The following is a 20205-nucleotide window of genomic DNA, read 5'->3' on the forward strand; positions in this document are numbered from 1 at the left end:
TGAAAGAGTCTCCACGCTTACGTAATGGCAATAAAAATGGTGGAAATCAATTTATGATTTTGCTATTCGGTTTTTTTGCCGGGGTTCAGTCGCTATAATGCGGCAACCAAAGATTATAACGCTCAAATGCGAGGTGCATTGTGAATATGAAGAGAGTCCTGGCTGTCGTATTGCTTGGTTTTGGCATTACTGCCGGCACCGTTCTGGCAAGTGTAGAAGACGAAATCCGCGCGCGCATTCAGCCGATTGGCGAAGTGTGCCTGCAGGGTGAAGAGTGTGGTGAAGCCGCTGCTGCGACTGAAACCGCCAGCGCCGGACCCCGTTCAGGCAGCGAAGTTTACGATGCTGTGTGCATGGCTTGCCACACCACAGGCGCAGCAGGTGCACCGGTGATCGGCGATACTGCTGCCTGGGCACCGCGTATTGACCAGGGCATGGAAACCCTGTTTAGCCACTCTATCAATGGTTTTAACGCTATGCCCGCCAAGGGTGGCTGCGCCAGCTGTCCGGATGAGGAAATCCAGGCTGCGGTGGAGCACATGGTGGCAGAGAGTCAGTAATCCAAGGGCTCTTGTCGTCAAAACCCCGCCGCGCGCGGGGTTTTGCGTTTATAGCGCCTTTTACAAACCCAGGTCACCAAGAAGCGCGCTCAGTGTCGCCTTGCCTTTTTTCTGGTTGGCCTCAATATCCAGATCTCCGGTGCCCTCCCAGCGCACGTCGTCTTCGGGAAGCTCATCCAGAAACCGGCTGGGGATGGTTTCGATCTTCTCTCCATATTGTCTGCGCTGGGCGGCGTAGGTCAGGGTCAGAGTCTCTTTTGCGCGGGTAATGCCCACATACATCAACCGCCGCTCTTCTTCGATATTACCTTCCTCAATGCTGGACCGGTGTGGCAGGATTTCTTCTTCCAGCCCCAGAATAAATACATGCGGGAACTCCAGCCCCTTGGAAGCATGAAGCGTCAGCAGCTGTACCTTGTCGCTGTCGTCCTCCTCTTCCCGCTGCTCCATCATGTCGCGCAGGATCAACTTGGTGATGGCGTCCTCTATACCCAGCTCATCAGCTGTGCCCTTGCCGTCGTCCAGCATCCGCTGGATCGAATCCACGAGGTACCAGATATTCTCCATGCGCCGCTCGGCCTGTTTCGGGGTGCCGGAGTTCTGGTGCAGCCATTCTTCGTACTCAATGTCGGTGAACAGCTGCTTGATGACCGGCACGGGGTTTTCGCCGTGCAGCCGCTCGCAGGTGGCGTCGACCCAGTGGGCAAAGCGCCGCAGCCGATCCAGACCTTTCTCTGTTACATGGGTTTCTGCGCCCATGTCGCTGAGTGAACGGAAAAGGCTGACGTTGCGAGCTCGAGCATAATGGCTCAGCTGCTCGAGGGTGCGTGGACCGATTTCGCGCCTCGGTACATTCACTACCCGCAGGAAAGCAGCGTCGTCGTCGGGGTTAATCAACAGGCGCAGATAGGACATGGCGTCCTTGATTTCATTTTTCGAGAAAAACGACTGGCCACCTGAGATGCGGTAGGGGATCTGGTAGGCCTGGAGTTTCATTTCCAGTAGCCGGGCCTGGTGGTTACCGCGGTAAAGCACGGCAAAGTCCCGGAATTCCAGCCCTTTCTTCAACTTCTGGTCGAGAATTTCGGTGGCCACCCGCTCGGTTTCGGCGTCTTCGTTGCGGCACCGGACAATCCGGATCTCGTCGCCTATGGTGTGGTCGCTCCACAGTGCTTTTTCGAACACGTGGGGGTTGTTGGCGATAACGGTATTGGCGCTGCGAAGAATGCGTGAAGTGGAGCGGTAGTTCTGTTCCAGTTTTACAATTTTCAGGCTCGGGAAATCTTCCTTCAGCTGGGCCAGATTTTCCGGCCTTGCGCCTCGCCAGGCGTAAATCGACTGGTCGTCATCACCCACAACCGTAAATGCAGCGCGCTCGGCAACCAGCATTCTCACGAGTTCGTACTGACAAATGTTGGTGTCCTGGTACTCATCCACCAGCATGTAGCGGATTCTCTTGCGCCATTTTGCAAGCACCTCCGGGTTGCTGCGAAACAGCTGCACCGGGAGCAATATCAGGTCGTCAAAGTCGACGGCGTTGTATGCCTTCAGGTACTCGCTATAATGCTTGTATACGATGGCAATGCGTTGTTCCCGCTCATCCGTGGCTTTACTGTATGCTTCTGTTGGCCCGCGCAGGGCATTCTTCCAGGACGAGATGGTCATCTGGACATCGTTGAGTTCATCGCCGGCATCGGCACTGGCCTCCCGAAGCATCAGATCTCGTAACAGGGCTTTTGCGTCTTCAGCGTCAAAAATTGAGAAGCCCGGATGGTAGCCGAGATGAGCATGCTCCTCCCGGATCATGTTCAGCCCGAGATTGTGAAAGGTGGATACGATCAGCCCGCGGGCCAGCTTGCGGTCGACAATCCGGCTCACCCGGTCTTTCATCTCACGGGCCGCTTTGTTGGTAAAGGTAACGGCCGCGATGTGGCGCCCCGGAATGCCAAGTTCTTCAATCAGATAGGCGATTTTCCGGGTGATTACGCTGGTTTTACCACTGCCGGCACCAGCCAGCACCAGAAGCGGGCCATCGGTGTAGCGAACAGCTTCATTTTGTCGCGGATTAAGTTTGTTCACAAATGTACTGCCAGAATGGATTGAGACGGGGGAACTTTCGGCAAGACAATAGTCTACACCAGCCCGGCTGTACCTTGTCGATCTATCGGCTATCCTTTTAAAAGAACAGACTTATTGCACACCCACACATGGATTTATGCTTGATGACATTGCCATTGGAAACGGTCGGACATGACCAGCTTCGCGTTCTGCTCCTGACGCCTGATTATGCCGATTTTCTTTGGCTTAGTTCACTGCTGACTGGTGATCCTGAATTGAGCCCGGACTCAACCTGGTGTCCGGACCTGGTGGATTGCGACGATCTTATCCGCAACGCGAAGTTCGATATCGTTGTCTGGAACTGCGTGTTTCATGGCGGGTCAGAAACCGCTTTTTTGCAGTATCTGGCTGTTGCCAGTGGCGGGCGCCCCGTTCTCGCGTTGAGTGCCGAAACGCCGCGAGAGCGCGCGGCGGAGTTGCTTTCTGGTGGTGCGGCAGATTATGTGAGCCGCCAGGAGCTTGATTGCTGGAGCTTTCGCAGGGCAGTCAAGTGCCTCTGGTATCGCGAGCAGCTGGCTAATTCAGCCCACAGCCAGCTGGGCCGGGGAGTCGCAAGCGGCTTTATTAACCGGGACCTGTTCTTCGACAGGCTTCAGCAGGCACTGCTCAGGGCTCAGCGGGGTAGCTATCGGCTGGCGTTGTTACACCTGAATATCGATGATTTCCGCAGCATCAATGAGTCCTTTGGCTACCAGAAAAGCGATCAGCTGATGATCATGGTAGCGGCTCAGGTTCGGCAGGGGTTGCGTCGTGTCGATTCCCTGATGCGTATAGGCGGCGACGAGCTCGCAATCATCATTGAAAAAATAGAAGACTCTCTCGATATTACCCAGATCATACGTAAAGTCGTCAGCGCTCTGGATGAGCCGGTAACGATTGATGGCCAGAACGTTGTTGTCAGCGCAAGTCTGGGTGTGGCCACCTACCCGGAAGCCGGAGAAAGTCCCGAAAACCTCATGCGCAGAGCTAACCGTGCCATGTTTGAAGCCAAAAGGGACCCGGGCACCAGTTACCGTTTCTACGATCGCCAGCTGCATATTTCCGCCGGTTACCAGCTCCGGCTGGAGGCCGACCTTCGTAATGCGCTCAGAGGCAACGAGCTGGAGCTGTATTATCAGCCAAGAATTGATCTGGCCAGCAATGAAGTGCGCGGCGTTGAGTGCCTTCTGCGTTGGAATCACCCTGAACGTGGCCTGGTGGGGCCGGACGAGTTTATACCGGTTGCCGAGCGCAGTGGCCTGATTGTTCCTATTGGTTACTGGGTGATCGAGCAGGCTTGCAAACGGCTGCAGGAGTCCGCTGAGCTCGGATTTCCCGGGCTGGTTTTCGCCGTTAATCTCTCGTTCCGGCAATTCCACGATCGCAAGATGACCGAGACTATTTTCCGCATTATCTTCAATGCCAACGTCGATACCAGTCTGCTGGAACTGGAGCTGACGGAAAGCGCCATGATGCACGATCCTGAATACGCACAACGCTGCCTGCGTGAGCTAAATCAGCTGGGTATCAGCTTTGCACTAGATGATTTCGGCACGGGTTTTTCCTCTCTGAGCAATCTGCAGCACCTGCCGATCTCGCTGGTTAAGATTGATAAGTCGTTTGTGCAGGCTCTGGGCGAATCTGCGGACGCCGAGCATATTATCCGGGCGATTATCAGCCTGGCGCACAGCCTCCAGATCAGTGTGGTTGCCGAGGGCGTTGAGACGGAAAGCCAGCTGGAGTTTCTGCGCCAGCAGCACTGCGATGAGATTCAGGGCTACTATTTTGCCCGCCCCATGCCATGGGCCGACCTTGTGCAATTCCTGAACAAGCGCGGTCAGGCTGCTTGCCTGCAACTGTAACCCGCTGTACCTTTGCTGCTTTATCAGAAACGCATCAGACAGAGGTTGCATGAACAGTATCTCCAGGCGCATAGCTGACGAACTCGGCGTACGCGAGCAACAGGTTAATGCCACCGTCGCCCTGCTGGACGAAGGTTCCACAGTTCCGTTTATTGCCCGATACCGCAAAGAGGTGACCGGCTCGCTGGATGACAGCCAGCTCCGCATGCTTGAGGAGCGCCTGCGCTACCTGAGAGAGCTGGAAGACCGTCGCGGCACCATCCTCAAGAGCATCGAAGAGCAGGGCAAGCTGACCGACGAATTGCGTGCCAGCATCCTGAGTGCGGATGCCAAGAATCGCCTGGAAGATCTTTACCTGCCTTTCAAACCCAAGCGCCGTACAAAAGCCCAGATTGCCAGGGAGGCGGGGCTGGAGCCGCTGGCTGACGCCTTGTACGGCGATCCGGACCTGGCACCCGAAGCGACGGCGGAAGGTTATATCAACGCGGACGCGGGTGTTGCAGATGCCAAAGCCGCGCTCGACGGCGCACGATATATCCTGATGGAGCGTTTTGCTGAGGATGCGGAGCTGTTGGGCGAACTGCGGGATCTGATATGGCAGCAGGGGCAGTTAAAAGTCACCGTGATTGAAGGCAGGGAAAACGAAGGCGCCAAGTTCCGGGATTACTTCGATCATGTAGAGCCCTTGAAGAAAGTGCCTTCGCACCGGGCGCTGGCGATACTGCGTGGTCGCAACGAAGGCATTCTTGCCTACACGCTGGTTGTGGGTGATGCCGATGATGACCGCCGCCAGCCACATCCTGCTGAACAGCGCATTGCTGCGCGCTGGAATATCCGGGACAAGGGTCGGGCCGCTGATAAATGGCTGTCAGAGGTTGTTCGCTGGACCTGGCGAGTAAAATTGTCGACGCAGATTGAGACAGATCTCGTGTCCCAGGTGCGTGAAGCGGCGGAAACCGAGGCCATCAACGTGTTTGCGGCCAATCTCAAAGACCTGCTGTTGCTGGCGCCCGCCGGACCACGTCCGACTCTGGGGCTGGACCCCGGCCTGCGTACCGGTGTGAAGGTGGCTGTTATTGACGGCACTGGCCAGGTTGCCGGCCATGGCGCCATTTTCCCCCATGCGCCCAAGAACCAGTGGGACAGCTCCATCGAAAAGCTTGCGGCCTGGTGCCGTGAATATCGTATTGAGCTGGTTGCCATCGGCAACGGCACAGCGTCCCGTGAAACCGAGAAGCTGGTGGGAGATCTGAGCAAGCGCTATCCGGAGCTCAAGCTGGCGCGCATTGTGGTGAGCGAGTCCGGTGCATCGATTTACTCGGCATCAGAGTTTGCCTCTAAAGAGCTGCCCGATCTCGATGTGACCATCCGCGGCGCCGTGTCCATTGCCCGCAGGTTGCAGGATCCGCTGGCTGAACTGGTCAAGATCGAACCGAAATCCATCGGCGTTGGCCAGTATCAGCATGACGTATCCCAGGTTCAGCTCTCCCGTAGCCTCGATGCCGTTGTTGAGGATTGTGTCAACGGTGTCGGTGTCGATCTGAATACCGCCTCCACGCCGTTGTTGGCAAGAGTGTCGGGGCTCAATCAGACCATTGCGCAGAATATTATCGAATACCGCAACCACAATGGCATGTTCCGTAACCGAAAACAGCTGTTGAAGGTCTCCCGGCTGGGCGAGCGCACGTTTGAACAAGCGGCCGGCTTCTTGCGCATCGCCGGCGGCGAGAACCCGCTGGACAGGTCCTCGGTGCACCCTGAAGCTTATGGGGTGGTAGAGAACATTGCAGCAAAGAACAATCGTAAGGTTGAAGGGATTATTGGCGATGCGGCGTTTTTGCGTGGTCTGAATCCACAGGATTACGTAACAGAACAATTCGGTGTACCGACCATCCGGGATATTCTCTCCGAGCTTGAGAAGCCTGGCCGGGATCCGCGCCCGGAGTTCCGCTTTGCGAGTTTTGAGGAAGGCGTGGAAACCCTTGGCGATCTCAAGCCCGGCATGGTTCTGGAAGGCTCTGTTACAAACGTCACTAATTTCGGGGCGTTCGTCGACATCGGCGTTCACCAGGATGGGTTGGTGCATATCTCGGCGTTGTCCAATACCTTCGTGAAAGACCCCCGTGAAGTGGTCAAGGCCGGGGATATTGTGAAGGTCAAGGTTATGGAGGTGGACATCCCCCGGAAACGGATCGCGCTGACGATGCGCATGGATGACCAGCCCGGTGAAAAAGCGGATTCAAAGCGGTCTGCTCCCGGGCGTGCAGCGAGTGGCCAGAGTGCCGCTAACCGCAGTGGACGGTCGGAGGGTAAGCCTTCAGCCAGGTCATCAGTGCAGGGCCAGAACAAGGGTGCCGATCAGGGCGCTATGGCCGGGGCGCTGGCTCAGGCGTTTGCGTCGGCCAGCAAAGGCAAACGTTAAGCGGTTTCAACTATTTCCATCAGCCGGTGTTGCTCACGAAGCGGCGCCGGTTGCAGCAGGAGTCAATCATGGCCGAATCCCGGCATTCTTTGTTCCGCCAGTTCGCTGCCAGCGACTGGAACGGGTTTCTGAAAGGGGTAGAAAAAGAAGGTTTGCGCGTTGACCGCAACGGTTTTATCGCGCAGACCCCACACCCTGAGGCTCTGGGTGCTGCGCTTACGCATCCGTCTATCACAACGGACTATTCCGAGGCCCTGCTTGAGCTGATTACACCGGTGTGCAGTAGCACAGCCGAGATGTTGGGGTCCCTGCGCAACATTCATCGCTTCGTTCAGCAGAATCTGGGAAATGAGGTTTTCTGGCCGGCCAGTATGCCTTGTGAGCTGGATGGCGACGCCAGCATTCCTATCGCGGAGTACGGCTCGTCCAACACGGGCCGGTTGAAGCATGTTTATCGTCAGGGGCTGGCGGTACGTTACGGGCGCATGATGCAAAGCATAGCCGGTGCTCACTACAATCTTTCGTTACCTGACAGCTTCTGGGACACTTGGCAGAGCGCGCTGGGTGACCAGCAAAGCATGAAAGATTTTAAATCCGAGCAGTACTTCTGGCTGATTCGCAATTTTCGCCGCCGAAGCTGGTTATTGATGTTGTTGTTTGGTGCTTCCCCGGCTCTGGATGCAAGTTTTGTTGACGGTGTGCGGCACAACCTCGGGCGATTTGATGAGCGCAGCTGGTATGGTGAGTATGCTACCTCGTTGCGTATGGGCGACCTGGGTTATCACAACAACGCCCAGTCGTCTTTGAACATCTGTTTCAACAAGCTCAGCACCTACACTCAGACACTGGACAGAGCCATTCATACCAATTGGCCGGCCTATGAAGCACTGGGCACCAAGCGTGACGGTAAATTTATCCAGATCAATACCAGCGTGTTACAGATTGAGAATGAGTACTACAGTGCGGTACGTCCCAAGCGCACTGCTCAAAGTGGGGAAAAGCCGATTCACGCACTTCACTCCCGCGGGGTTGAATATATTGAGGTGCGCTGTCTGGATCTGGATCCCTTCTCGCCTGTAGGCGTCAGTGAAGCGCAGGTCGACTTCCTGGATCTCTTCCTGCTGGATTGTTTGCTGTCTGAGTCGCCGCGAATCGACGATGCGGAATGCAGCATGCTGGACGACAACTACAAAGATGTTGTCGCCAAAGGACGTAATCGCGAACTTACACTGTGCCAGGGCGGTGAACGTACTCCCATTGGTGATGCAGCTACCGCCATACTGGATCGTCTTGAGCCGCTGGCGGAAATGCTGGATGGCTGGAACGGCGGTGATGTATACCGCAAGGCACTCTCGGCTCAGCAAGGTGTTCTGTCGGGTGATAGGCAGGTACCTTCAGCCCGGGTTATAGATGCCATGCAGTCCGCCGGGCTCGGTCATCGGGACTGGACCATGGAGATGGCGTTCAAACACCAGAACACACTCCGGAATGAAAGCATGGATGCCGGCGTTAAAGCTGACTTTATGGCGGCGACCAGGGGCTCTCTCGAAGAGCAGAAGCAAATTGAGGCCTCGGACACCCAGGAATTCGGTGATTTTCTTGCGCAGTATCTGCGCTCCTGACGGGCGTGTTTCACATAAGCCTAACAAACGTTTGTCACTTTCTGACGCTGGTGGTAACGTCATGTCCATCAGCATAAGGGAGAAGTGGTATGGCAAGGGATATGAAGCTCGGCTGGGATGTTGAGGCGCTGAACAAGGCCTACCGCCAAGGCTACATGGCAGCATCCATGGGCATGGATAAAACCCGCTGCCCGTATCGCGGCGAAGTTGTTGTAGCGGCCTGGGAGGCCGGCTGGGATGATGCAGGTGACGCTATCCGGGAAAAGCGCGCCTTGGATGATGACCTGTTTTCCCGGATTGCCTGAAGCCCACTATTTCTGCACGACAAACTCTGTAAACAGCACGCCGGTAATATTTTCACCGGTTTGCTGTTCCTCCAGCACCCCGTTTATTCTTGATTGCGCTTCTTCGCGCAGAGCCTTCTGGCCATCCAGTGTCGTCAATGTTGCTGTGTCTGTCTGTTCACCAAACAGCATTACAAGCTCGTGGCGAAGCCTCGGCATATGGGCTGCAACGGCAGTGCGGGTGGTCTGTTTTGAGGCTCTCAGGGTGACTGCTGCTTTCAGATAAGTCAGCTTGCCGCCCGGGCTGCCAACGTGGGTTACGAACGCTGGCTCCATGGCAATATAGTCTGTGATGCCTGCTTCTTCAGTCGTTTCCTCTTCAGCGTCGGCGGTTTCTTCCGCCCAGACCGTGGGGAGCACTGAAAACAGCAGGAATAAGCTGAACAAAACGAATTTTGGCTGAGGTGTCATAAGCTTGCAGTTAGTCATGGTTTAGGGTTTAGTGACAAAATCAGCAGCGTTTCCGCCGGATAAACCGAGAATAGCAGGCCCGGCGGAGCATTTGTGGAAAACCGGGGAAACTTTGTGAAAGGAAGAGCAATTTTTGCAGTTGTTTTTGTAGTCTGCGCCGGGTTGTTGGGTGTGGCATTTTACATGGAGCATGTGATGGGGCTGGAACCCTGTCCTTTGTGCTGGTTGCAACGCTTCGGCTTTATGGGGGTGGGTCTGGTGAGCCTGGTGGCAGCGTTGCATGGCCCCGGGCCGTTGGGGTTGCGCCTGTACGGGCTGCTGCTGGCCGTAACGGCTGGTGCGGGCCTGGGCATGGCAGGGCGCCAGCTGTGGCTGCAGAACTTGCCAGCTGATCTGGTGCCCGCCTGCGGCCCCTCTGTAGATTATATGCTTGAGGTACTGCCCTGGGCAGAAGTGCTTTCTACAGCGCTGAAAGGCACCGGCGATTGTGCTGCTGTGGTTTGGCGTTTTCTGGGGTTGAGCATTCCGGGCTGGACAGCCGTCTTTTTCACGCTGCTGGTGATTGTGGGCCTGGGCATGCTTTTTCACCGGGGAAAACCAAAAGGCTGGATCGCTGGCTGAAACGGTTGCGGCAGGCAGCGGGCATGGGGTAACTTAATCCTCACTTAACAAATATCAGCATCAGGTCTGAATGGCCGGATTAGCAAGCGGAGAACAGGCGTCATGTTGGAAAATTGCCGAAATGCCAAAGAGCGTTGGGGTGGCGTCAGCGAACTTATCGATCGTTGGCTCAAAGATCGCCAGGAGCTGCTCGTTCACTACTGCGATTTATCCGGAGAGAGTGATTTTTCGCAAACAGAAGCCTTGAAGCAAAAATTCGTCCGGCTTTGTGAAGTGCTGGTGGATTATGTCTCTACAGGTCACTTCGAGATATACGAACAGCTGGTCAGAGAAGCCCGGGAATTCAATGATGGCGGGCTTGAGCTGGCGGCAAAGGTTTATCCGCGCATTGCGCAAACCACAGAAGTGGCGCTCAATTTCAATGACAGGCTGGGTGAAAATGAGCTTTCTGAACAGGATGTAAAAGCGCTGTTTGATGAGCTCTCCCGGTTGGGTGAAACGCTGGAAAGCCGCTTCGAGATGGAGGATTTTCTGATTGAACACCTCCACAATGTGCATGCCGACAAAGTAGCGCCCGCCTGAATCTGGTCTGAGCGGATATTAAAAAGCCTCAGCAGCGGTGACGCTGGCTGAGGCTTTTTTACGACTTCAGGCAGGCTGAAGCAACGTCTTCTTAGTTGGTGCCCGGGTTGATGGCCAGCAGCTCCACGTCAAAAACCAGAGTCTCGTTCGGGCCGATAGCACGGTTGCCACCCGGGCCGTAGGCCAGATCTGACGGGATATAGAGCTTGTAACGGGCACCTTCGCTCATCAGTTGCAGGCCTTCGGTCCAGCCCGGAATAACCTGGTTCAGGGCGAAAGTTACAGGCTCGCCGCGTTCACGGGAGCTGTCAAAAACCTCGCCGGACAGCAGTTCGCCGGTGTAGTGAACCTGTACAGTGTCAGTGGCACCTGGTTGCTCACCGTTGCCTTCTTCCAGTACTTCATATTGAAGGCCGGATTCCGTTGTCTCGATACCATCGCGCTCGGCATTTTCCGCAAGGAAGGTTTCTCCGGCATCCAGATTTTTCTGGGCCAGTTCTTCTATCTGTTTGCCTTGTTCTTCCTGCAGGGATTGCTGGTATTCCATCAGAGCCTGCTGAATTTCTTCACGGCTCATGCGTTTGGTTTCTTCATCGCCGGCGTGGCCATGCTGAATACCCTGAAGAAACTGATCCATCTGCAGATTCGGCAGGTCGTTATTCATCCGCTCGCCGAGTACCAGGCCCATACCATAGCTGACCTTCTGGTCAGTGGAGTCCAGCTTAGGGTCTGCCGGAGCCTCTGGAGGAGTTGAACAGCCGGCAACCATGCCGGTTATCGCCAGTGCAAGCAGCGTTTTTTTCATTACAGCATCCTTTTGGTTCAGTAAGGAGTGGGCAATAACCCACGTATTGTGTTTTTCAGAAGGGAAAAGGTAGCGGGTTCAGAGCGCAGATTCCACTGAACATCTGTTAAGGCGCAACAGTTATCCCGAGCAATCGCCGAAATGCGCTCAGCTTCCATTGCTTCCAGCGCTTGGGCCGAGATAAAAGGGCGCACTGTATGGCGACTGCCAGTCGGTCTCCGGATTGGGTGCTCTGGCAGGAGGTCTGTTCTTGTCAGCCCTTTCAATGGCCAGGGTGTTCCAGGGGCCTTGTTCTGGCGGTTGGTCAGCGTAATGCCAGTTGCCATCGGTATCCTGCCACTTGAACACGATATCCGGGCCGTCTGTCGGAATCGGGGACGGTACCAGCCCTTCAAAGGCAGGTATTTCAGGCTGCGTGTCTTCTGCAACCGGCTCAGATGCCTGGTCAGGGTCATTCAGGCCAAAGAACATCAGCAGTAACAGCAGACCGAGCGCGGGAAATGAGAGCCGGACGAGCCATTTGATCATCATGGCTGTGTGTGTCCCTGTTGAAAGGCGATGAGAACATCGCACAGTGTGCTCAAAAGCTGCCTGGTGGTCACAGTTGTACCGGATACCGGTGCAGCAGCAGCGAGATTGGGGCGGATCAGATTTTCACGTTCATCCATGTTGCTCTGTTCCGGGTTGGGCGCAGTCAAAGCCTGCCAGGCCAAAGCCAGCTCAATGCGTTCTGACTCCAGTTCAAGACTGGCCAGATTTGTGCGCAAACCGTTGTATGGAGCTTGCGCTTTTGGCAATGACATGCGAATCATGCGCAAGCTGCCGGTTACACGATCGCGCCACTCTGTTACCTTAGCGTCCTCGATTCCGGTGTACGCCCTGCCGTTCAGTGCAAGCCATCCGGCGCATAAAATTCGTGTTACGCTCCAGCCCTCATTTTGAAGAGCCAGACAGGTTTCCTGCGCCGTCGACTGCTGCCAGAATGTCAGTGCAAACTGCCAAAGTGGATTGTCGGGTTCCACGTGCGCCGGCAACTCCATGGCTTTTAAAGGTAAATTCGGGTTGGCTTCCAAGCTGACCGACATGAGCACTGAACCATCCCTGACCATTTCACGTTGAATATATGACGACATGTTAACGATAACCGATCTCAGTTTACAACGGGGTGGCGTCTGGTTACTAGATTCCGTCGCTCTGACGGTGCAATCCGGCCAGCGAGTCGCAATTGTAGGCGCCAATGGTGCCGGTAAAACCAGTCTCTTCCAGCTGCTGCTCGGGCAGTTGTCGCCAGAGCAGGGCAGTGTGTCACTTCCCGGTGGCTGTCGCATTGCTCATATGGCCCAGGAAGTTGAGGCAACAGCGCGAAGTGCCAGAGACTTTGTTCTCGACGGCGATCTTGACTTGCGTCGACTGGAACGGGAACTCCAACAGGCTGAAGCCCGGGGCGATGACAACGCGGTTGCCCATATCCATGGTGAGCTGGATGTACACGAAGCCTGGTCTGCCGGCAGGCGCGCCGAGTCTTTGCTGCGCGGGCTGGGTTTTCAGAATGGGGACCCGGACCGGCCTGTTTCGGCATTTTCAGGTGGCTGGCGGATCCGGTTGAATCTTGCTCAGGCACTGATGCGGCCTGCGGATCTGTTATTGCTGGATGAGCCTACCAACCATCTTGATCTGGATGCCTGCCTTTGGCTGGAAAACTGGTTGCGCCGTTTTGAGGGCACTCTGCTGTTTATTTCTCACGACCGTGATTTCATGGACCGGGTTGCAACCCACGTGGTTCATTTTGACAGGCGTAAGCTGGAGCTTTACACCGGTAACTATTCCGCGTTCGAAGTCCGGCGCAGCGAGCGGCTGGCCCAACAGCAGGCAGGCTTCGAACGTCAGCAGGCGAGAATAGCGGAAATCCAGCGATTCATTGACCGGTTCAAAGCCCAGGCTACCAAGGCGCGACAGGCGCAGAGTCGGGTAAAGTCACTGGAACGGATGGAAAAGATTGCCCCTGCTCATATTGATTCACCCTTCAGCTTTGAGTTTCCGGTTTCGGACAAAGTATCCAACCCGCTGCTTTCCATAAGGCACGGTCAGGCCGGGCACGGTGAAACCGTTATTCTCGATAATATCAACCTGACCCTTCTGCCAGGCAGCCGTATTGGTTTGCTTGGACCAAACGGTGCAGGAAAATCCACCTTGATGGATGCGCTGCTGGGGCAGGGTGAAGATGGAGCAGCAAGCACGCTGCTGTCCGGAGAGCGAACCTGTGGCGAGCATTTGGCCATAGGCTACTTTGCCCAGCATCAGCTGGAATCCCTTGATCTCGACGCAAGCCCGTTCCTGCATCTGCAACGGTTGTCGCCCCGGGCTTCTGAGCAAAGCGTTCGAAACTTTCTGGGCGGTTTTGATTTTCATGGTGATGAGGCTTTAAGCCCCATTCGCTCTTTTTCCGGTGGTGAAAAAGCCCGTGTTGCTCTGGCGGTTATTGCCTGGCAGAAGCCTAACCTGCTGTTGCTAGACGAGCCGACTAACCATCTTGATCTCGAAATGCGCCAGGCTTTGACTATGGCTCTGCAGAATTTCGAAGGCGCCATCGTGGTGGTTTCCCATGACAGGCATCTATTGCGAAACACCGTTGATGAATTCTGGCTGGTTAACGACGGTCGGGTCGCTGAATACCAGGGCGATCTTGAAGATTATGAACGCTGGCTGGCGGATCGCCGCAAGGACGACGCCGAGGCGCCGAAACGGCAGTTGACCGGGAACGGCAGTGCCGATGCCAGCATGACAGCTTCCGGGCCAGAAACCGGCGTCGGAGAGAGTGCTGAAGACCGGAAGGTGCGCAAGCGCGCAGAGGCGGCTCTCAGGCAGAAGCTGAGCCCATTCCGGAAGAAGCAGGCGGCACTGGAAAAGCAGATGGAATCATTGAACGAAACTTTGAAAGGCCTGGAGTCAGATCTTGCCGATCCGGATTTGTATGGTAATGAAGCCAAAGCCCAGTTAAAGGAGCTTTTGGGTAAACAGTCCAGAGCCAAAGCCCAGCTTGAGGATATCGAAGCACAGTGGCTCGATGTCAGCGAAACGGTAGAAGCGATGGAAGAGGAACTGGCGGGTTAACGAATTCGTTAGCCGCCGGCCAGTTCAAGCACAAAATTCTGTTTGGCCAGGTAGTCCTGTTCGTTCATCAGATCCGCAAGCGTCAGTGGGCGCTCATCAAACCAGCCCTCGGGAAAGGTCAGTAAAAGGCCGTTTTCCCTGGGCTGAAGCGTGAAGGCCGGCGGCGGCTCCATGTTCCGGGAGTGCTGAATCAACACAGCAAGCCGAACCAGTATGCAGAGGTGTCGCAAACGCTCCCTGTCATTCGGATCTATTCCATCAAAGATGGAAGCGATAAATTTTCGCCTGTGGCCACGCACCAGAACTGCCAGCTCCAGCTGGGCCTGTTGTGTGAAGCCCGCCATGTCGGAGTACCGAAGCAGATAGGCGCCGTGCTTGTGATACTGGCTGTGCGATATGGTCAGGCCAATCTCATGCAGCCGGCAGGCCCAGCGCAGGACCTCCTCGTCAGGAACCGTATCAATGCCCCAGTGGCTTGCAATCTGTTCCCACGCTGCAATTGCCGTTGCTTCAACTGCAGCGCCCTGGCTCGGATCCAGGTGGTAGCGTTCCTGAAGAGCCGAGATACTTCGTTCCCGCACATCTTCGTGCTGGATCCGCCCGGCAATGCCATACAGCAAGCCTTCTCTCAGTGCGCCGTCAGTGAAGGTCATATCCTGTATGTTCAGAGACTGAAAAGCCCCCATGAGGATAGCGAAACCGGCAGGAAAAATATTCTGACGATCCGGGCGTAGCCCCAACTCGCCCAGTTTTTCAACGCTGCCCATATCCACGAGCCGCCGGCGCAACTCTTCCATGGCACTCCAGGTAATTGTGCCATCGGTTATCTTGAGAGTCGCCAGCACCGTGCTGATGGCTTTGATTGAGCCGGACGCACCCACTGCGCTTTGCCAGCCCACTGAGCGGTAATGCCTGCGGATACTCAGGAGCTCCTGTTCGGCATGGGTGATGGCATTGTCCATTTGTTTACGAGTGATCCGGCCATCAGCAAAATACCGGTTCCTGAAAGAGACGCAGCCCATGTGCAGACTTTCCAGCTCCTGAGGCTCAAAGCGCTGGCCGATGATCAGCTCCGTACTGCCACCACCGATATCGATCACCAGGCGGCGCCCCGAGTCATCAGACAAGGTATGCGAGACGCCCAGATAAATCAGCCGGGCCTCTTCCCTGCCAGCAATAACCTCCACCGGATACCCCAGCACCTCCTCGGCCCGGGCTATGAACTGGCTGGCATTGCGTGCCACCCGGAGCGCGTTGGTGCCGACTATCTGAACACCTTCCGGTGGTGTGCCATTGAGGCGCTGGGCAAACCTGCGCAGGCAATCCAGGCCACGTTCCTGGGCTTCCTCGGTCAGACAGTTTTCAGAATCAAGGCCGTCGCCCAGCTGCACTTTCTCGCCCATTTTTTCCATGGTGCGAATTTCGCCTTGCACCAGCCGGGCAACAACCATGTGGAAACTGTTTGAGCCCATATCAATAGCTGCCAGCATATCTGGCGGAGTAGACGCATTTTCGGCAGAAGGGGTGGCCGTCACTGTGATCAGAATCCTGTGGGATGAACGTGCGCGTACTATAAGCGATAATCCCCGGATCTGTCAGTAAATGCCCGGATTTGGCGGTGGGCGAAAGCCGGCCAAATTGAGTTGGGTCAGAAGGTCGCAGATGCAAGCTGGTGGATCTACCGCTTCACATCTGCGGGATCAATCGCGTAAAGTAGGCGTCAAAGCATTAATCAGGAAAAATGAAATGAGCGGAAATATTGTAAACGTAACGGATGCATCCTTCGAACAGGACGTGCTTCAGTCTGACGTTCCCGTGCTGGTAGATTACTGGGCTGAGTGGTGTGGTCCCTGCAAAATGATTGCGCCGGTACTCGAAGAAATAGCCGACGAATACGATGGCAAACTGAAAGTCTGCAAACTCAACATTGATGAAAACGAGCAGACACCGCCCAAGTTCAATATCCGTGGTATTCCGACCCTGATGCTGTTCAAAAACGGCAACGTCGACGCTACCAAAGTGGGCGCACTGTCCAAATCCCAGCTCGCGGCATTCCTGGACAGCAACCTCTGATTGCATCCTGACTGCCTGAAAACCGCCCTTGGGTCATGCTCTTGGGCGGTTTTTGTTTGTGGTGGCTCTACGCAATCTTTTGCCTGCGTAGCCATGCGGCCCGAACGGTCTCCGAAGCGACTCCGGCCAGAAGCCCGAAAAACGGGTCGAACCAAACGGTTACCAAAGCTGTTATGGCGATAACGGGCCAGCAGGACTTTTTTGCTGTCCACAGGCGTTTGGACAATGCAAGTTCTGCTGCGGCCACGAATAGCAGAGCTCCGAGGCCGGCCATCGGAATGGCTGCAATCATTGAGAGCCCGCCCGGTATCACTGCAATCAGAAGTAAACCTGTTCCCAGCATAACGGGCGCCATGCCGGTCCGGGCGCCGAAGCGATAGTGCGCAGCCACACCACCCGCTCCGTGACACATGGGTAAGGCACCGAGCGGCACCATAAAGAGGTTCGCCAGGCCGGTAGACATCGACAGCCGGGCTGGCGAAACGCGGTGCGATTGCTCGCCAAAGTAGTCCTCAACCACCAAAGCCGTCAGTACAACGGCATTGGTTATCGTGAGAGCCAGCTGGGGTAATACCAGCATGGAAATCGCTTGTTGCCAATCATCCATACCCGGTAACTCAGGCAGTGAGAGTGCGGGCAAATCCACTACAGGAAGCGAGAGCCCCGGCGCCCCCAGAATTGTTCCGATCGCTATAGACCCACCAAGCCCTATAAGCGCTGCTGGCCAATTCGGCAACAGTTTCAGGGTAATGCCCAGCAGTACCAGCGTGACCACGCCCAAAGGCAAGGACGTGGCCATCAAACCGAGACTCATGTTGGCCAGCATCAGCCCCAGTCCCAACTGAAGGCCGCTTAACACCGATCTTGGTATGAGGCGCGCTGCCCCGTTAATCCATCCGGTGGAGCCGAGAAGCAGCAAAATTGCCCCGATCAGCACGCCACTGGCGATCAGGCTCTGGGAACTCACCTGAGTCGTAAGCAACAGTGCAGCAACCGCTTTCATGGGCTGCACTGGTATCGGCAAGCGGTAATACAGCCCTGTTGCGATGTAGAAAACGGCAAACCCTGCCAATACCGGTATGGGTGCCAGACCCGCAACCCCGATAGCTCCCAGACCCAGAGGAATCAGGGTGCCAAGATCACCCAGCGCGCCACTGGCATCCTTTACCAGAATTTCTCGCTTTGAAGGCATGCAGGTTCCCGATTGATTCGTCTGTTTGTTGTTATTAGAACTGTTCAAGCGTTATAAACGACTTTACCCAGCTCGCTGATGTCGTAGCCACCAAGCGCTTCGGCGCGCTGAACGAAGCGCTCGCTTCTGGTAAACGACAGTAAACGCTGTAGCGTCGGCTCAAAGTAGTGACGCCTGCGCATGGCCAAGTCGAAATACTCCTCCTGCAGAGGAATAAAAGCCAGCCCCTGGCGCCGCGCCGCAGCTTCAATTCCCACGCCGATATCCGCTTCGCCCTGGCGAATAGCCAAAGCAAGATCGTCCTCGCTGAGCGAAGGATGAGCGGCCCATGTAAGCTGCGTGGTATCGATGCGGTGGCGGGTGAGCAAGCTCTGCAGCAAATGGCTGACGCCGGCATCGGGCTGGCGATGCGCGATACGTATGCCGGGGCGAGTGGTATCCTCAAATCGCGTGAGTTGATGAGGATTATCGGAGGTTAAAAGAAGCCCCTGCTGCCGTTTTGCCCACCGAATCAGCACCAGATCGCGCATTCCACTCAGTCCCAAGGTGGCGGGATCGTTGTAACGCCGGGTTTCAGCGTGCCAGATATGCATTCCGGCGAGCATCGCGCGCCCTTCGATCAACCGTTGCACGCCATCGCCGCTTCCCTGGCACAGCAGCGCCAGCTCCGCGCCGCTTTCCTTCACCGCCCACTCCAGCAGCGGATCCTGGCTGCCAGCCAGGATCGGCGGTGTGGGAGAGCTGACAGCGTCGTCGCCCTCCAGGTGGTTCATAAGCCAAAGGTCGATACGCTGGCGCGGAAACAGAAGTTTTCCTGTCACCCGCACGCAGGGAATAACGCCCTGGCTGACCAGGTCATAGATCTTGCGCTCTTTCAGGCGCAGATATTCGGCGGCCTCGGCTGTCGTTAGGTAAGTGGGAAGGGGCATCGCTTTCTCCTGGTGTCCGGCAAAGCGCAAGACTGTTTATGACTGCATATTTTTCAGAAGGCTGTGCAAAGCGTAGTTAGAAACGCCACGATGCTCAAATAATAAGGAGACGCAGCTTTGGAAAATAATGCGTTCTATGTGGCGCTCTCGCTACTTCTGAATCTCGACGCCTCGCTATTCCAGATCGTGGCGCTTTCGCTGAAGGTGTCCCTCATGGCGGTGATCATAGCTGCTGTGCTCGGCTTTCCCCTGGGCGCGGCTGTAGCGCTGTGGCGCTTCCCCGGGCGCGGCGGGGTGATAGTCATGCTCAATGCTCTGATGGGGCTACCCCCGGTGGTGGCCGGGCTTATGGTGTACTTGCTCCTTTCTCGCGCCGGCCCCCTGGGGGAATTTGGGTTTCTGTTTACACCGGGCGCCATGGTGATTGCCCAGGTGGTGCTGGTGTTGCCGATCCTCGCCGCGCTGTCGCGCCAGAAGGTCGAAGAAATGCTGGGTGAATATCGCGAGCAGTTCGTTTCTCTGGGTATGTCACGGGCACGAATGATGCCCACTCTGCTGTGGGACGCACGCTTTGCACTTTTGACCGTTCTGCTTGCCGGTTTTGGCCGCGCCAGTGCCGAGGTAGGCGCGGTGATGATGGTCGGCGGCAACATTGATGGGGTTACCCGGGTTATGACCACCGCGATCGTGCTGGAGACCGGCAAGGGGAACCTGCCCCTGGCCCTCGGGCTGGGTATTGTGCTGCTCACTCTGGTTCTGCTGATTAATGCCGGCGCCTACATGGTAGGTGAAGTAACCAGAAGGCGCATAGGATGACTTCATTGAACGCCTCGCACTTGTCCGCATCCGTTCTTCTAACGCCGCCAGAATTGCGCTTTCAGGAGGTTGCCTTCAGTAACGAGGACAAACTCCTGCTGGGCCCTTGTTCATTCACTCTGGACGGCATTGGTCCTACTTTGGTGATGGGGCCTAACGGTGCGGGTAAGAGCCTGCTACTGCGACTGGCCCATGGTTTGCTGTCGCCTACCCTGGGGCAAATCTCCTGGTCAGGTGGGGAGCGCCCCCGCCAGGCTATGGTATTCCAGCAACCGGTACTTTTGCGCCGCTCAGCGGTGGCCAATCTCATGCACGCCTTGGCCGTGAATCACGTCCCGCGCAGGGAACGTATGAAGCTTGCCCTTGACGCTCTCGAGCGGTTTGGCCTGGCGGCCTGCGCAAAAACACCCGCGCGGGTGCTCTCCGGAGGGCAGCAGCAGCGCCTGACTCTGGCGCGCGCCTGGGTGCTTTCCCCCCAGGTGCTGTTCCTTGATGAACCCACCTCTGCGCTCGACCCGGCAGCGATCAGAGCCGTAGAGGCCGCAGTGCTCGAGTTTCACCATCGGGGAACGCGCATTGTGATGACCACCCACGATATCCATCAGGCCCGGCGCCTTGCCGGAGATGTACTTTTCCTGTCCGGCGGGAAAATACGAGAACACACTCCCTCTGAAGTTTTTTTTGACAAACCCGTCTCACGAGAGGCGCAGGCGTTTATCGCAGGAGAACTGGTCGAATAGTCCGGTTTTACATTTAAA

19 protein-coding genes are annotated in these 20205 nt (G+C 56.1%); 11 read left to right on the forward strand and 8 right to left on the reverse strand.

The window, feature by feature from the left end; translation table 11 throughout:
• The first annotated feature begins 146 nt into the window (after positions 1-146).
• Positions 147-560: a c-type cytochrome gene (locus ACN0RL_RS08935; RefSeq protein ID WP_417515855.1), complete on the forward strand. Its 414-nt coding sequence runs from the start codon at positions 147-149 to the stop codon at positions 558-560.
• Between the two features lie 60 nt (positions 561-620).
• Here the strand turns inward: ACN0RL_RS08935 and rep are convergent, their stop codons facing one another.
• Positions 621-2639 (reverse strand): DNA helicase Rep, encoded by a 2019-nt coding sequence (gene rep / locus ACN0RL_RS08940; RefSeq protein ID WP_417515857.1) that lies wholly within the window; start codon positions 2637-2639, stop codon positions 621-623.
• Positions 2640-2782: 143 nt separating this feature from the next.
• On the opposite strand from rep, the gene ACN0RL_RS08945 reads away from it, so the two are divergent.
• The 4 genes from ACN0RL_RS08945 (at position 2783) to rmf (ending at position 8868) form a co-directional block, all read left to right on the forward strand.
• On the forward strand, positions 2783-4519 hold the full coding sequence (locus ACN0RL_RS08945) for a putative bifunctional diguanylate cyclase/phosphodiesterase (RefSeq protein ID WP_417515859.1): 1737 nt from the start codon (positions 2783-2785) through the stop codon (positions 4517-4519).
• A 49-nt stretch (positions 4520-4568) separates the two neighbouring features.
• Entirely contained in the window at positions 4569-6941 is a 2373-nt protein-coding gene (locus ACN0RL_RS08950) for a Tex family protein (RefSeq protein ID WP_417515861.1), read from the forward strand.
• 68 nt (positions 6942-7009) lie between these two features.
• Positions 7010-8563, forward strand: a complete 1554-nt coding sequence (gene gshA / locus ACN0RL_RS08955) for a glutamate--cysteine ligase (protein ID WP_417515863.1) — start codon at positions 7010-7012, stop codon at positions 8561-8563.
• Between the two features lie 89 nt (positions 8564-8652).
• Positions 8653-8868, forward strand: coding sequence for a ribosome modulation factor (gene rmf / locus ACN0RL_RS08960; protein ID WP_417515865.1), 216 nt, complete (start codon positions 8653-8655; stop codon positions 8866-8868).
• Positions 8869-8874: 6 nt separating this feature from the next.
• Here rmf and ACN0RL_RS08965 read toward each other — a convergent pair whose 3' ends face one another.
• Entirely contained in the window at positions 8875-9318 is a 444-nt protein-coding gene (locus ACN0RL_RS08965; protein ID WP_417515867.1) for a flagellar basal body-associated FliL family protein, read from the reverse strand.
• A 114-nt stretch (positions 9319-9432) separates the two neighbouring features.
• Here ACN0RL_RS08965 and ACN0RL_RS08970 point away from each other — a divergent pair, with 114 nt between their 5' ends.
• Positions 9433-9939: a disulfide bond formation protein B gene (locus ACN0RL_RS08970; RefSeq protein WP_417515869.1), complete on the forward strand. Its 507-nt coding sequence runs from the start codon at positions 9433-9435 to the stop codon at positions 9937-9939.
• Between the two features lie 102 nt (positions 9940-10041).
• A complete protein-coding gene (gene rsd / locus ACN0RL_RS08975; protein WP_417515871.1) occupies positions 10042-10521 on the forward strand; it encodes a sigma D regulator in 480 nt (159 codons plus the stop codon).
• Positions 10522-10612: 91 nt separating this feature from the next.
• On the opposite strand, the gene ACN0RL_RS08980 is transcribed toward rsd, so the two are convergent.
• From ACN0RL_RS08980 to ACN0RL_RS08990, 3 genes are all read right to left on the reverse strand, one after another.
• Positions 10613-11326 (reverse strand): FKBP-type peptidyl-prolyl cis-trans isomerase, encoded by a 714-nt coding sequence (locus tag ACN0RL_RS08980; RefSeq protein ID WP_417515873.1) that lies wholly within the window; start codon positions 11324-11326, stop codon positions 10613-10615.
• A gap of 147 nt (positions 11327-11473) precedes the next feature.
• Complete coding sequence (locus ACN0RL_RS08985) at positions 11474-11857, reverse strand: DUF4124 domain-containing protein (protein WP_417515875.1); 384 nt, start codon at positions 11855-11857, stop codon at positions 11474-11476.
• Positions 11854-12411: a TIGR02444 family protein gene (locus tag ACN0RL_RS08990; RefSeq protein WP_417515877.1), complete on the reverse strand. Its 558-nt coding sequence runs from the start codon at positions 12409-12411 to the stop codon at positions 11854-11856. Before ACN0RL_RS08990 ends, ACN0RL_RS08985 begins: the two co-directional genes overlap by 4 nt.
• Before the next feature lie 46 nt (positions 12412-12457).
• Between ACN0RL_RS08990 and ACN0RL_RS08995 the strand changes: the two genes are divergently transcribed.
• Positions 12458-14437: an ATP-binding cassette domain-containing protein gene (locus ACN0RL_RS08995; protein ID WP_417515879.1), complete on the forward strand. Its 1980-nt coding sequence runs from the start codon at positions 12458-12460 to the stop codon at positions 14435-14437.
• 8 nt (positions 14438-14445) lie between these two features.
• Here the strand turns inward: ACN0RL_RS08995 and ppx are convergent, their stop codons facing one another.
• The gene (gene ppx, locus ACN0RL_RS09000; RefSeq protein WP_417515881.1) at positions 14446-15972 is read right to left on the reverse strand and encodes an exopolyphosphatase; all 1527 of its coding nucleotides are present in this window, start codon (positions 15970-15972) and stop codon (positions 14446-14448) included.
• A gap of 211 nt (positions 15973-16183) precedes the next feature.
• Between ppx and trxA the strand changes: the two genes are divergently transcribed.
• Positions 16184-16510 (forward strand): thioredoxin TrxA, encoded by a 327-nt coding sequence (trxA, locus tag ACN0RL_RS09005; RefSeq protein WP_008169901.1) that lies wholly within the window; start codon positions 16184-16186, stop codon positions 16508-16510.
• A gap of 67 nt (positions 16511-16577) precedes the next feature.
• Here trxA and ACN0RL_RS09010 read toward each other — a convergent pair whose 3' ends face one another.
• Both ACN0RL_RS09010 and ACN0RL_RS09015 read right to left on the reverse strand, forming a co-directional pair.
• The gene (locus ACN0RL_RS09010) at positions 16578-17702 is read right to left on the reverse strand and encodes a molybdate transporter family protein (RefSeq protein ID WP_417515883.1); all 1125 of its coding nucleotides are present in this window, start codon (positions 17700-17702) and stop codon (positions 16578-16580) included.
• A gap of 44 nt (positions 17703-17746) precedes the next feature.
• Positions 17747-18631 carry a substrate-binding domain-containing protein gene (locus ACN0RL_RS09015; protein WP_417515885.1) on the reverse strand — a complete coding sequence of 295 codons (885 nt, stop codon included), beginning with the start codon at positions 18629-18631 and terminating at the stop codon, positions 17747-17749.
• Between the two features lie 117 nt (positions 18632-18748).
• On the opposite strand from ACN0RL_RS09015, the gene ACN0RL_RS09020 reads away from it, so the two are divergent.
• Both ACN0RL_RS09020 and ACN0RL_RS09025 read left to right on the forward strand, forming a co-directional pair.
• On the forward strand, positions 18749-19447 hold the full coding sequence (locus ACN0RL_RS09020) for an ABC transporter permease (protein WP_417515887.1): 699 nt from the start codon (positions 18749-18751) through the stop codon (positions 19445-19447).
• A complete protein-coding gene (locus ACN0RL_RS09025) occupies positions 19444-20187 on the forward strand; it encodes an ATP-binding cassette domain-containing protein (protein WP_417515889.1) in 744 nt (247 codons plus the stop codon). Before ACN0RL_RS09020 ends, ACN0RL_RS09025 begins: the two co-directional genes overlap by 4 nt.
• Positions 20188-20205: the final 18 nt, after the last annotated feature.

Source organism: Marinobacter sp. (assembly GCF_048259445.1).
Taxonomy (GTDB): domain Bacteria; phylum Pseudomonadota; class Gammaproteobacteria; order Pseudomonadales; family Oleiphilaceae; genus Marinobacter.